At 64.0% G+C, this 13567-nt stretch carries 10 protein-coding genes and 1 rRNA gene; 7 read left to right on the top strand and 4 right to left on the bottom strand.

Features of this window, described 5'->3' with window-relative positions; translation table 11 throughout:
- The first annotated feature begins 232 nt into the window (after positions 1–232).
- From rrf to ACFVSJ_RS17025, 5 genes are all read left to right on the top strand, one after another.
- Positions 233–349: ribosomal RNA gene (gene rrf, locus ACFVSJ_RS17005) — 5S ribosomal RNA — on the top strand.
- Positions 350–436: 87 nt separating this feature from the next.
- The gene (locus tag ACFVSJ_RS17010; RefSeq protein ID WP_387438123.1) at positions 437–997 is read left to right on the top strand and encodes a GNAT family N-acetyltransferase; all 561 of its coding nucleotides are present in this window, start codon (positions 437–439) and stop codon (positions 995–997) included.
- A 208-nt stretch (positions 998–1205) separates the two neighbouring features.
- Positions 1206–1493 (top strand): HU family DNA-binding protein, encoded by a 288-nt coding sequence (locus tag ACFVSJ_RS17015; RefSeq protein WP_011776355.1) that lies wholly within the window; start codon positions 1206–1208, stop codon positions 1491–1493.
- Positions 1494–1706: 213 nt separating this feature from the next.
- Positions 1707–3899 (top strand): cytochrome c oxidase assembly protein, encoded by a 2193-nt coding sequence (locus ACFVSJ_RS17020; RefSeq protein WP_387438124.1) that lies wholly within the window; start codon positions 1707–1709, stop codon positions 3897–3899.
- Complete coding sequence (locus ACFVSJ_RS17025) at positions 3899–5872, top strand: NHL domain-containing thioredoxin family protein (protein WP_387438125.1); 1974 nt, start codon at positions 3899–3901, stop codon at positions 5870–5872. The genes ACFVSJ_RS17020 and ACFVSJ_RS17025 overlap by 1 nt, the downstream gene beginning before the upstream one ends.
- A gap of 139 nt (positions 5873–6011) precedes the next feature.
- Here ACFVSJ_RS17025 and ACFVSJ_RS17030 read toward each other — a convergent pair whose 3' ends face one another.
- The 4 genes from ACFVSJ_RS17030 to ACFVSJ_RS17045 form a co-directional block, all read right to left on the bottom strand.
- The gene (locus ACFVSJ_RS17030) at positions 6012–7040 is read right to left on the bottom strand and encodes a hypothetical protein (RefSeq protein ID WP_387438272.1); all 1029 of its coding nucleotides are present in this window, start codon (positions 7038–7040) and stop codon (positions 6012–6014) included.
- A 116-nt stretch (positions 7041–7156) separates the two neighbouring features.
- Entirely contained in the window at positions 7157–8854 is a 1698-nt protein-coding gene (locus ACFVSJ_RS17035) for a helicase HerA-like domain-containing protein (protein WP_387438126.1), read from the bottom strand.
- 9 nt (positions 8855–8863) lie between these two features.
- Positions 8864–9382: a GNAT family N-acetyltransferase gene (locus ACFVSJ_RS17040; protein WP_387438127.1), complete on the bottom strand. Its 519-nt coding sequence runs from the start codon at positions 9380–9382 to the stop codon at positions 8864–8866.
- An 80-nt stretch (positions 9383–9462) separates the two neighbouring features.
- Positions 9463–11388 carry an FAD/NAD(P)-binding protein gene (locus ACFVSJ_RS17045; protein ID WP_387438128.1) on the bottom strand — a complete coding sequence of 642 codons (1926 nt, stop codon included), beginning with the start codon at positions 11386–11388 and terminating at the stop codon, positions 9463–9465.
- 290 nt (positions 11389–11678) lie between these two features.
- Between ACFVSJ_RS17045 and ACFVSJ_RS17050 the strand changes: the two genes are divergently transcribed.
- Together ACFVSJ_RS17050 and ACFVSJ_RS17055 are read left to right on the top strand one after the other, a co-directional pair.
- Positions 11679–12644 (top strand): amino acid ABC transporter permease, encoded by a 966-nt coding sequence (locus ACFVSJ_RS17050; protein WP_387438129.1) that lies wholly within the window; start codon positions 11679–11681, stop codon positions 12642–12644.
- Positions 12641–13561, top strand: a complete 921-nt coding sequence (locus ACFVSJ_RS17055; protein WP_387438130.1) for an amino acid ABC transporter ATP-binding protein — start codon at positions 12641–12643, stop codon at positions 13559–13561. The genes ACFVSJ_RS17050 and ACFVSJ_RS17055 overlap by 4 nt, the downstream gene beginning before the upstream one ends.
- The last annotated feature ends 6 nt before the right edge of the window (positions 13562–13567 follow it).

A 13567-nucleotide genomic window follows, 5' to 3' on the forward strand; every position in this document is an offset into this window, starting at 1 on the left:
ACCACTGGGTTGATAGGCCGGATGTGGAAGCGAGGACTAAAGACTCGTGAAGCTGACCGGTACTAATAGGCCAACAACTTACACCACCCAAAAAACAAAGCACTGCACGCGTCCACTATGTGGTTCCCGAACAACAAACCGTTCCAGGAACCAACAACTACATAACAACCAAGCACCACAGTTGTAACCACAAGTCTTCCCACCCCCACCACGGGGGAACGGGTGAAAAGGTTACGGCGGTCATAGCGTGGGGGAAACGCCCGGTCCCATTCCGAACCCGGAAGCTAAGACCCACAGCGCCGATGGTACTGCACCCGGGAGGGTGTGGGAGAGTAGGACACCGCCGGACAACCATTAACAGGTCGAGACCCCCCAACCACCAGGTTGGGGGGTCTCCCTGGTTTAACGACACAAACCCGGCAGGTAGAGTCGCTGGATGGACCTCAGCCGACGATTGCACGTTCCTTTACTGCCCGGTTCCGGGACGTTGCACGTTCGCCCCCTCCGGCTGGCCGACGCCGAACCCCTTGCAGACGCCTACACCCGCAACGCCAGGCACCTGGCGCCATGGGAGCCACACCGGGACGTCTCCTTCTTCTCGGCTGCCGGGCAGGAGACTGTCATTCGCAGCAAACTGTCGCAGTTCGATGCCGGAAGTGAGGTGCCTTGGCTCATCCTGTCGGAGGAGGCCATTCTTGGCACCATTACGTTGACGGGAATCGTCCGTGGGCCGTTCCTCAGCGCCAATCTGGGCTACTGGGTGGACGGGCCCCACACAGGTAAGGGTCTCGCCCGTGCGGCTGTGGCGGCAGTCCTTGCCATGGCAGTGCAGGAGTTGGCGCTGCATAGGGTCCAGGCGGCTACGTTGGTCCACAACACGGCTTCCCAGTCCGTCCTGAAACGCAATGGGTTTGAGCGGATCGGGCTGGCCCCCAACTATCTCAAGATTGATGGCACGTGGCAGGATCACGTGCTCTTTCAGCGGATCCTGGCATGAGCGGAATGCGGGCTTTGGCGCGTCGTAGGGTACGCCATGGACGGCCCGGAGCCCCAAAAACCCCTAAAATCCGGTGATTTTGGTCAAAAAAGCGCGGAAACACGCGGAATTTGCTGGCCATGCCTGTGCAAGCTGGTAAGTTTTCGAGCAGTGGCTTGCTCGCGTTCCGCTTGCCGGCTCAAAAACGTATTAGTCCAGGAGGACGTAAATGGCTAAGAACCGTAGTGAACTCGTTGCAGAGGTAGCAGGCAAGGCTGGCACCAGCCAGGCAGCCGTCAACTCCGTGCTCGATGCACTGTTCGAAGTTTTCGAGACTTCTGTTGCTGCAGGCGAGAAGATCACCATCCCGGGCTGGCTCGCAGTCGAGCGTACCGACCGTGCAGCACGCACCGGCCGCAACCCGCAGACGGGTGAGACCATCCAGATCGCAGCCGGCCACAGCGTCAAGCTGACCGCTGGTTCCAAGCTGAAGGCTGCTGTCGCCAAGAAGAAGTAACCATACTTCGGCGAATGCCTGGGAAGGGCGGCAACGTGATGTTGCCGCCCTTCCTGCGTTAAGTGGCGCTTGTCCCACTTCTCCTCCCCAGATGGTTCCCGATTCGCAGCCCGGCGGCGGGTATCGGACAATGGATAGGTGCCATTAGCCAGAAGCTCAGCCACTGCCCCTTCGCCTGTCCCCAAGCCGGGACCGCGGGGAGGCGCCACAGGCATGGGTATTTCCCTGCCATGGCAGCTCGCGGGCCTGGCTGTCTTGTTCCTGACCCTGGCTGGAGCACTCGTATTCTCCGGCGCTGCCGCAGCCCGGCAGGTTTCCGACCCCGGAGCCCTGGTCCGGTGGGGTCTTCCCTTCGCCAAGGCCATTCACAATGTGTCTGTGGCAACGGTCATCGGTGGCTTGATTTTCGCCGTCGGAATCCTGCCGAAGAACCCCAAGCCGTCCAGGACACGCAGCAAGGACGACGCCGAGGCGCCGGAACATCCCGCGTTTTCCCGTGCCCTTGCGGTTGCCGCTGCGGCGGGTGCGGCATGGACGCTGTCCGCGGTGGCCGTCCTGGTCCTCACCTACGCAGACGTTGCAGGGCAAGGAGTCTCCGGAGACGCTGAGTTCACCCGATCGCTGGTGTACTTCATGACGGACATCGAGACCGGCAAGGCATGGCTCGCCGTGACGATTATCGCCGCCGTTGTCACCACTGCGCTGTTTGGCGTGCGGTCATTGACCGGGCTCGCGTTCACATTGCTCCTTGGACTCATTGGGTTGGTTCCCACAGCACTCATTGGGCATTCCTCAAGTTCCAGCGACCATGAGGGAGCCATCAACTCCTTGGGCATGCACCTGGTCGGCGTGTCCACGTGGGTGGGCGGCATAATCATGCTTGCGGTCCTGTCCAGCCTTCTTACAGGCAGCCGTGCGTCAGGAACCACCGACATCACCGAACCCACACTCAAGCGGTTCTCATCCCTGGCTGGGTTTGCGTTCGTTCTTGTCTTTGCCTCCGGCGTCATCAACGCGGCCATTCGCGTGACCAATCCAGGCGATCTGTTCGGTTCCTCGTACGGCCAGCTCATCCTGGCCAAGGCCCTGGCCACCCTGGTGCTGGGCGGCATCGGCTTCATGCACCGGCAGTGGGTGATACCGCAGCTGGGCAAGAACGGTTCGATGTCGGCGCGCAGGGTTTTGTGGCAACTGATTCTCGTGGAGCTCTTGGTGATGGGCGCGACGTCGGGACTCGCCGTGGCGCTGGGACGTTCGGCTCCGCCGCAACCCACCACGTACGCGCCCGACGCTTCGCCCGCCTTCATCCTCTCGGGCTACGAAGTTCCGCCGGAGCTTACGCCCGAGCGCTGGCTCACTGAGTGGCGCTTCGACTGGCTCTGGGTAGGCGTCGCGCTTTTTGGGGCAGTCTCCTACATCCTCGGCGTCATCAAAATCCGCAGGCGTGGTGACACCTGGCCCGTACTGCGCACCGTCCCGTGGCTCGTGGGCCTGGTGGTCCTGACGTACATCACCTCCGGGCCGCCTGCAGTGTATGGCCGGGTGCTGTTCTCGGCCCACATGGTGGACCACATGGCGTTGACCATGGTGGCACCGATCTTCCTGGTGCTTGGCGCACCCGTGACGCTTGCCCTGCGCGCCCTCCCCGTCCGCGGCGAAGGTGCCCATGGATCCAGGGGCCTGCGCGAATGGTTGCTGCTGTTTGTCCACTCACGCTTCTCGCAGCTTGTCACGCACCCGCTGTTCGCCGCTGCGAACTTTGCCGGCTCCATCGTGCTGTTCTATTACTCGGACCTCTTTGGCCTCGCCATGCGCGAGCACGTAGGCCATGAGCTCATGAACCTGCACTTCCTGTTGACGGGATACATCTTCGTGCTGAGCATGATCGGCAGCGATCCCTTGCCGCGCAGGGCTCCGTATCCGATGCGACTGCTGCTGTTGCTGGCCACGATGGGTTTCCACGCGTTCTTCGGCGTCTCCATCATGGGTGGCACGGGCCTCCTCGCTGCCGACTACTTCGGCAACCTCGGCCGAACCTGGGGCCCGTCCGCTTTGGCGGACCAGCAAATGGGCGGTGCCGTTGCCTGGGGCATTGGCGAGGTCCCCACACTTCTGGTGGCAATCGGGGTGGCCGTCATGTGGTCGCGTTCGGACGAGCGGGAAACACGGCGGGTCGATCGGGCGGCGGATAGGAATAATGACGCCGACCTCAGTGCTTACAACGATATGTTTGCCCGGCTGGCAGAGCGGGATGCCAAGGTGTCCAGCCGACAGGCAAGCCCAGGGACAACATCGGGGAACAAGCCGGCGACCGGACCGGGCAACAACCCGGACGGTACCCCGGGCGACCATGCCGGGGACGAATCCGGGCAAAGCGAACGAAACACCAAGCTGGAAGGACGCTGATGAGCGAAACCGTACGCACCCAACTCCGGGTCCGGGCCTCCGAACTGGAGGGCCGCGGCTGGCTCAATACCGGCGGGAAGTCCTTGGACCTCGAATCGCTTCGGGGCAAGATTGTGCTGCTCGATTTCTGGACGTTCTGCTGCATCAATTGCCTGCACGTCCTGGACGAGCTCCGGCCCCTTGAAGAGAAGTACTCCGATGTCCTGGTGACCGTTGGGGTCCACTCTCCCAAATTCGAGCACGAGGCTGACCCCGTAGCGCTGGCCTCGGCCGTTGAGCGCTACGAAATCCACCACCCGGTGCTGGATGACCCCGAGCTTGCTACCTGGAAGGCATACACGGCCCGCGCCTGGCCTACTTTGGTTGTCATCGACCCCGAGGGCTACATCGTGGCCCACCTCTCCGGCGAGGGCCATGCAGACGGCCTCGCCGTCCTGCTGGAAGAGCTCGTGGCAGAGCACGAAGCCAAGGGCACCCTGCACCGAGGCAATGGTCCCTATGTGGCTCCCGAGGCCACTTCCGGCACATTGCGCTTCCCGGGCAAGGCAACGCAACTGGACAACGGCAACTACCTGGTGGTTGATTCCGGGCATCACCGCTTGGTTGAGGTGGGTCCTGATTTCGAGACGGTTGAGCGCGTGATTGGCTCGGGCGTCAAGGGCTTCGCAGACGGCGCGGCCGATGCTGCCCAGTTCAACGAGCCCCAGGGCGTCGCAGTGCTGCCCGCAGCTCTCGCCGCATCGCTTGGCTTCGACGTTGTTGTTGCCGACACCGTGAACCACCGCCTGCGCGGCGTCAACCTTGGCACCGGCGAAGTACGGACCATTGCGGGCAATGGCATACAGCGCCTGCTCGACGCCGGCCCTGCCCGGGTGACGGAAAAGGGCGCCGGAAGCTGGTCCGAACACCACGACGGCGGCCCGGCGGACTTCGCTGCCGACGCGCTCGACGTCGGGGTACTTGGCCTCGGTACCGGCGTCTCCCTGTCCTCTCCGTGGGACCTGGTGTGGAGCGGGAAGCTGCAGCGCGTGGTGGTGGCCATGGCCGGTACCCACCAGATCTTCGCGTTCGACCCCGTCAGCGGCATCGTCTCCATCCTGGCGGGCTCCGGCCTCGAAGGACTCCTGGACGGTCCCGCGGAGGAAGCTTGGTTCGCCCAGTCGTCGGGCCTGGCCATCGATGCCGAGGACAACATCTGGGTGGCCGACTCCGAGACTTCGGCACTGCGTCGCCTGGTTGTCGGTGAGTCCGGCGTAACGGTGGAAACCGCCGTTGGCGCGGGCCTGTTCGACTTCGGCTTCCGCGATGGAGAGGCCGCTGCGGCACGCCTGCAACACCCGCTTGGCGTCACCGTCCTGCCGGATGGCTCGGTTGCCATCGCTGACACCTACAACGGCGCTGTGCGTCGCTACGACCCCTCGACCAAGACGGTGTCCACCTTGGCCCGTGGCTTGGCAGAACCCAGTGACGTGGTGGTAGTCAACCACCAGGACACGGAACCGCTGCTGGTGGTGGTCGACTCCAACAAGCACCAACTGGTCCTGGTACCGATTCCCAAGGAAGCCCAGCAGGTTGACGAGGGCGCCTCGCAGACCCAGCGGCCCAAGAGTCCCGTGGCTCCGGGGAATCTGGATCTCACGGTCCGTTTCAAGGCCCCGACGGGCCAGAAGCTTGACGACCGCTGGGGCGACCCCACCCAGATGAAGATTTCCTCCACACCTCCTGAGCTCATAGTCTCCGGTGGCGGAACTTCAGTGGGCTTGCTGCGGACGGTGGAACTGAATCCGTCCGTAACCGAGGGCATCCTGCACATCACGGCCCGCGCTGCGGCCTGTGACGGCCCTGAGACGGAAGACGGCGAGATTCCGGACCACGCGGCATGCCACCTGTACCAGCAGGACTGGGGTATCCCTGTGGTCCTTCAGGCGGATGGCGACTCCGAATTGGTCTTGGACCTGCGGGGCATGGACTAAAGATACGGGCCGGCCCGGCGCTGTTCCCGCAAGGGGGCGGGCCGGGCCGTTTCGCGTTCCGGAGAGGAACCGGGCACCCGGCTTCCGGGAACCGCGCCATGCCGGGCTCCCGTGCAGTGCGGAGCTTGCGGGCCCGCTCCTAGAACGTGAGCAGCGGCGTGACCGTCACTGTGCTGCCGTCGGTATCCAACTGCGTAGTGAAACTGAAGTCATGCACCACGTTGAGGTCGTTCACGGCCCCCGTAAACAGGTTGATCTCACGGGCCGTCAACCTTGCCTTGCCGTTGAGCGGTGCCACTACCCATTTGCCGCCAAAGGGCTCGATGGTGATCTTGGGGTATTCCGTGATTTCCCACTTGATGGTTCCATCCACCACCCGCGCGTTGCTGGCGTGATAGAACGGGCAGTCGGGCTGGAGGCGTTGTTGTTCCGTGGCCTCGGCCGCACAGCCGTCCAGGAACTCACGGACTTTGCCGGCGACGGCCTCATCCATGGATTTCGTCGAACGGGTTTGCAGGTTCAGGGGTGCCTGCCCGCCGTCGCGGTTTGAAACGAGGGCCGAGGTGGCGGGAGCCTCGAAGAACGTGCCGTTCAAGCTGGCCTCGTATTTGCCGGGAAAGAACACAGCAAACGTGTTGTGGCCGTTGGGCATATTGACCGGGACGCCGTTCAGCGCGGCTTCGCTCGCGTTCACCACCGTGACGTCGATGGTTGGCAAGGTGGTGGGCACGAACGCCCATTTGCCGAAGAACAGCCACTGCGTACCGGTGCGCTCCATGAGGAACTCGGTGTGGAGCCGGCTGCCGTCCAATGTGTAGTCCACGGGAACTGCCACGCGGTTGCCGTTCCGGGATTCGGCGTTGCCGATCTTGACGTCGGACAACTTGGACGCGGCCGTTTGCAGGGCCGTGCCGTCCAGCATGGCGGCGTTCGCGTTGGGAACCTTGGCACGCAACAAGCCCAGGGCTTGCTCGCCTTCGCCCTTCTGCAAGGCCTCCAAATACTCCCGCACGGGCTGCTGCGGACTGGCTACTGAGTTGCTCACGAGGTTGATGCAGACGATCGCTCCGGCGACAGCAAGCATCAGACCGAGCAGCCATCCGGCTGCGGTCTTGACCAACGCTTGACTCAACTGCACGACCTTTACGTTACCTGCCGTGGCGGCAATACCCGTGCAGCGAGACCCTAAGGTGACTTAGCAAGAACGCCTGGAAAACGCGCGACGGCGGTGGGCCGCACAGCTGTGCCGCCTCCCGCCGTCGTGGTTTCAACAGCGAAACCAAGCTACCGGCGGCGCCTGGACGAGGTCCCGAAGACGCCGCGGATCAGGTCGCGGCCCAGCTGGGTTCCCATGGACCGGACCATGCTCTTGAGGCCGCCGCCCAATGCGCCGCCGAGGGCACCTGCGAGGTCGCCGAAGACACCCGAATCCTGTGAGGGCGCGGGCGCCGGCGCGGGAGGCACGGACGGTGCCGGATAGGACTCGGGGGCGGGGCGCGAACTGGGACGTCCGAGGATCTCTTCCTCGATGCGGCGGGCTTCGGCGTCGATGTCGGCTTGGGAATTGCCGGAAGGGGCAGAGCCGGGAACCGGCGGCTCGCCCGGCGCGGCGGCACCCGTTGACACCGGCGCGGAACCATTCAGCTTCTCGTAGGCCGAAACGTTGTCTACCGCCGTCCCGTACTTGGCCAACAGCGATGACGCTGCCACGGTGCTGCGGACCAGGTCCTCCGTGCTGGGTCCCATGACGGATTCGGGTGCCCGGAGCCGGGTGAGCGCCACGGGGGTAGGTGCGCCCTTCTCGTTCATGACGGTAATGACGGCCTCGCCGATTCCCGCGGAGGTCAGTGTTTCTTCGAGGTCGTAGTCGCTGACAGGGAACGTGGACACGGTAGCCTTCAACGCCTTGGCGTCCTCCGGAGTGAAGGCCCGGAGGGCGTGCTGCACGCGGTTGGCGAGCTGGCCGAGTACGTCCGCCGGCACGTCCTTGGGGGTCTGGGTGACGAAGAAGATCCCGACGCCTTTGGAACGGATCAGCCGGACGGTGGTGGTGATGGCTTCGAGGAAGGCCTTGGACGCGCCGTTGAAAAGCAGGTGTGCCTCGTCCAGGAAGAACACGAGCTTGGGCTTGTCCAGGTCGCCGGCCTCCGGGAGGTCTTCGAACAGATCGGCCAAGAGCCACATGAGGAACGTGGAGAACAGGAGTGGCTTGGTCTGCAGCGTGGGCAGTTCGAGGCAGCTGACCACACCGCGGCCATCCGGCGCTGTGCGGAGCAGTTCTGCAGTGTCGAACTCGGGTTCGCCAAAGAACTTCTCCATGCCCTGGGCTTCGAGTGCCACCAGTTCGCGGAGAATCACGCCGGCCGTGGCCTTGGACAGCCCGCCCAGATCCGCGAGTTCGGCCTTGCCCTCGTCCGAGGTGAGGAACTGGATGACCGCGCGGAGGTCCTTGAGGTCAATGAGTTCAAGGTTGTTCTTGTCCGCAAAATGGAAAATCAGCTGGAGGCTGGATTCCTGGGTGTCGTTGAGGTCCATGATGCGCGAGAGCAGGATGGGGCCGAACGAAGTGATGGTGGCGCGTACCGGGATGCCGTTGCCGTCTCCGCCAAGGGACAGGAACTCGACGGGAAAGTTCTTGCCTTGCCACTCCTGGCCCAGTGCCGCGGTACGCGCGGTCAGTTTCTCGCTGGCAGTTGCCGCCGTCGCCAATCCCGAGAGATCACCCTTGATGTCGGCGAGGAAGACGGGGACGCCCGCCGTCGAGAGCTGTTCGGCGATCATGTGCAAGGTGACGGTCTTGCCTGTACCGGTTGCACCGGCCACCAGGCCATGCCTGTTCATCATGGCGAGTGGGAGCCGGACCTGCGCTTCCTTATGGACTTCGCCGTCCACGATCGCGGCACCCAGCTCGATGGTGGCGCCTTGCAGGGTGTACCCCTGCTGGATGGTGGCAAGTTTTTCAGCAGTGGTTTTCGTGGCCATGCGCATAGCTTAGCTGTGCGGCACAAGATCCTTGCTGAAGGCCAAATGCATGATTTCCTCGGGGTCCGCAGTGAGGTCGAAGAGCGCTGTGTAGCCGGTGGCGAGGTAGAGGTTCTTGGCTTCCGGCTGGCGCGGTCCGGTGGTCAGGTACAGCTTGGAATAGCCGCGGCGCAGGGCCTCGGCCTCCAGTTCGGCCAGCACCCGGCGCGCCAATCCGCGGCGTCTGTGGGCCGAGTGGGTCCAGATGCGCTTGAGCTCCGCTGTGTCCTGGTCGTAGCGGCGGAATGCGCCACCCGCAACCGATTCGCCGTCCTCCTGGATGATGAGCAACGCACCGTGCGGAGCGGCGAACTCCTCTGCGGGGTAGCGGTTGAGTTCCTCCGAAGCACCCTCGCTGCTGAACAAGTCGCCGTAGCGAGTGTCGTACTCGACGGCGAGCTCGTCCAGGAGCGGACGGACACGGGGATCGTCCATGGGCAGGCTGAGGACGGAAAGGCCCGACGCCGGGAGGGTGGGTGTTGCGGTCATGTCTTGCCTTTCGTAGGTGGTCACCCAAGTAGGTAGCAGTTGTGCGCGTTTAGAGGGCTCATAACGCGCACAAATGCGACCTAGTTGGGCTGGGGTGCTGGGACCGAAGCCGCGAGCGTTTCCAGGATCCGGCGGGCCAGGGCGTCGTTTTCGCGGAAGGGTGCCGCGTTGGTGTTGGGCCGGGCAAACGCTCCCGCGCCCCACCCCGACGTCCATGGACCCACCGCGAACAACCCCTTCTGAGCTGTTCCAACAGGGGAGAGGACCTCATGATTCCCGGACACCAGGAGTTTTCCGGTGGAGTGGGCACCCTCGGAGGTGAGCAGCCTCTGTTCGGTGCCCCTGCCGGCGTCGTGCAGGTCCAGCAAGGCGGGGTTCGCCGAACGTTCCACGGAGGCGGAAGGCAGCCGCGCTTCGATGTATGCGGCTGCGTCCACCACCACGGGCGACTGGAAAGAGCCCGCCACGAAACGTCCGGTTGCTTCGTCGGCGCGGACCCACATGCCCGGACCAAGGAACTTGAGGAACCCGGCCCGGTGCAGTGCGAGCATCTCGCGGAGGCGGTGGGCGGGCGGCCCTGAGTCCACGAAGCTGAAGAAGCCGTGCCACCAGCCGTGGATGGCCTGCTGGGAGCGCGCGTTGAGCCTCTCCTGCGGGACCAGGCGGCCAAGGTCCATGTAGACGAACAGCAACGCCATGAACAGCGCCAGGGTTTCGGAATGGTCGGGGCTGGTCCGCAGGTCGAGGTCGCGCTGGATGTACGCGGTGACGGACCGCTGCACGGCTTCATGGGAGTCGAACGCGCAACCACTCAACGGGTGGTCCACCGCTTCGAGGTCCAGGCGAAGGGCGCGGTCCGGCACTGCGAAGGCTGCCAGCTCTTCGCGCTCGCTGCTGTACCAGTCAAGGGCGTCGAAGCGGGCCTCGAAACTCGCCCACGTTCCCAGCACCCGATCCGGGTAGCCGGTGAACAGCTCGCGGTAGTAGGCGTAGCCGGCGTCCTTGGCGATGAGCGGCCAGAGGTGGGCGCGGAAGTCGAGTTCCTGGTGCTCGGCCAGCAGCGCATCGATCGCCGCCGCGGTGAAGTACCGGGGGCGCTCCACTGGAGTGCGCAAAGAGGAAGAGATCTTGGAGTGGTACGGCACGCCGCGCCGTGAGCCTGCCCAGAGCCGCGGTTCGGCACCGGACGGCACGTAGTCGAGTTCGCCGTCGGGCTTTTCCTCGAACCGGCCACCGCGACCCTCGAACAGCAACACCAGCAGGTCCACGAACGCCAGGCCCATGCCGGAGACAATCACGTCCTGGCCAGCGGCGATGGGGGAGTAGTCAACGTCCGTGGTGTACGACGGCGGCGCATGGAACCCGCCGTTCTGCGTCGCGAACCCGCTCAGCCGCGCCGATTCCGGTTCGGACTGCGAATCCGTGTGGCCCAGGGCGTAAACCACGACGTCGGCAAGCACCTCGGTGCCGGAGGCCAACCGCACGCGGTGCGGACCGCCGTCGTAGTCGCCGGAAGCGGCAGGCTGGACGGAGGTGGCAATGTCCTGGTGCACGGTCACGGAAACGTCCGGCCCGAGGGACGTCACGGCACGGCGGAAGAACCATTCAAGGTACGTGCTCTGCAGCTGCCGCGTGGGAAACGTGGCGGGCGTCAGCGCGCGGAGTTGCTCCAGGATGTGCGGCTCAAAAACGGGAACATCCCGAATGGTGCCATTGAGCACGCCCTCGGCCCAAGTGGCCAAAGCGGGCCCGTCCAGCGCGGGGCCCTCGCAGGCCACGGAAGCGTCGGTAAACATTGTGACATCCGCGGCGGTGGAGTTCATCAGGAGGCCGGGACCTTGGTCGTAACGCCAGATCCGGCCGGAACCGGGTTGGTGCGGCTCGATGACGTGGATCTGCAGGGGGCCTTCGAAGAGTGCGGGACGGCTGGCGGCGAGCCTCTCCAGGACACCCGCCGTGCGCGGACCGCCGCCAATAAAGACGATTGCGGGAACTCGTGACGGCATCTGGATCTCCTGTAAAGCAGTGGGTGGTACGCCCAATCTAGGGACAGGCCCGCGCCCCGGTCGAGGCGCTGGTAACGGCCGTTCACCACACGTCATTGAGCGTTAAATGACGAAAAACAAACGACTCATATGGCGTTATGTGAATTGCTTTTATGACGCTGCGCGAACCCTTTTGAAGTCGCACTAAGTCCCGTGAAGAAGTGCAAATTCCCGCCTTGCTGGCTGTTCCGGGCACCCCTAGATTTGCAGAAATCCGATAGACAACAACCCCTACCGAAATGAGGTGGCGCATGAGTGCAATCGCACCGCCTGCCACGGCGGAAAACGCACCGCCCACCGTCGACTACTCCGATTACAAACTGGTTCCCGCGAGGCACCCGTGGCGCTGGGTGGGTACCGTGATCGTCGCCCTTGGAGTGGCGGCAATCGTCTGGTCCCTGGTGACCAACCCGCGCTGGGAGTGGGGCGTCGTAGCGCAATGGTTCACCGCGCAGTCGGTGGTTACCGGTTTGGTGGAAACCCTCAAACTGACCGCGATCTCCGGCGTCCTCGGCTTCGTGCTCGGTTTCATCCTGGCGCTGATGCGCCTTTCCGCTTCGCCTTTGCTGGTTTCGGTCTCCTGGACGTTCTCCTGGATCTTCCGCTCCACGCCGCTGCTGGTCCAGCTGCTCCTTTGGTACAACCTCGGGTACCTCTACGAGAAGATCAGCCTGGGCATCCCCTTCACCGATGTTCGCTTCTTCGAGGCACAGACCACCACGCTGATCAGCCAGTTCGCGGCGGCAGTGCTGGGCCTGACCTTGAACCAGGCAGCGTACTCGGCGGAAATCATCCGCGGCGGCATTCTCTCCGTGGACCAGGGCCAGCTCGAAGCCGCTGCGGCATTGGGCATCCCCGCCTGGAAGCGCAACACCAGGATCGTCCTGCCGCAGGCCATGCGCGCCATCCTGCCCAACGCCTTCAACGAGATCATCGGCTTGGTCAAGGGCACCTCGATTGTCTACGTCCTTGCCTATTCCGAGCTGTTCTACACCGTCCAGGTCATCTACAACCGGACCCAGCAGGTCCTGCCGCTGCTTCTGGTGGCCACGCTCTGGTACGTCGTGATCACATCCGTGCTGAGCGTCTTCCAGTACTACATCGAACGCCACTTCTCCAAGGGAGCCGTCCGGAACCTGCCGCTGACGCCCTTGCAGAAGGCGCGCAAGTTCTTCGCCAGCCACGCCCCCGTTAATACCGGGAAGGAATCACGATGACCACCGTCTTCTCCTCCTCCGAAGCGGCCGCGGCCGCCCACCTCGAAGAATCCAAGCTCGCCGGAGGCGCCCCCGGGCCGGAGCAACGCACGACGGCGGCACAGCCTGCCGCTTCAGGTCCGGCTTCCGCTGAGGCCACCAAGGGCCAGGTGGACATCACCAACGTCCGCAAGTCCTTCGGCAACACCGAGGTCCTCAAGGGCGTCTCGCTCTCGGTTCCCCCGGGTGGCGTCGCTGTGATCGTCGGTCCTTCCGGTTCGGGCAAATCCACGCTCCTGCGCACCATCAACCACCTGGAAAAGGTGGACGGCGGTTTCATCACCATCGACGGGGAACTCGTGGGCTACCAGGTCCGCGGCAACAAGCTCCACGAACTGCGCGAGAAGGACATCCTCAAGCAGCGCACCCACATCGGCATGGTGTTCCAGAACTTCAACCTGTTCCCGCACCTCACAGCGTTGGAGAACGTCATCGAGGCGCCGATCGTGGCGCAGGGGCGTTCCAAGGCGGATGCCCGCAAGCGCGGCCTTGAACTGCTGGACCGCGTGGGCCTCAAGGACCGGGCAGATGCGTACCCGCGGCAGCTCTCCGGCGGCCAGCAGCAGCGCGTAGCCATTGCCCGCGCGCTCGCCCTGGACCCCAAGATCCTGCTCTTCGACGAGCCCACCTCAGCGTTGGACCCCGAACTGGTCAACGAAGTCCTGGACGTCATCCGTGAACTGGCCAAGTCCGGCACCACCCTGATCATCGTCACGCACGAGATGGGCTTTGCCCGGGACGTCGCGGACACGGTGGTGTTCATGGACCAGGGCCAGATTGTCGAGTCCGGCACGCCCCAGGACATCTTCAGCAATCCCCGCGAGGAACGCACCCGCAGCTTCTTCTCCAAAGTCATCGAACCAGCTTTCAACATCTAGGAAAAT

The organism is Paenarthrobacter sp. NPDC058040, assembly GCF_042885775.1.
Classification (GTDB): domain Bacteria; phylum Actinomycetota; class Actinomycetes; order Actinomycetales; family Micrococcaceae; genus Arthrobacter.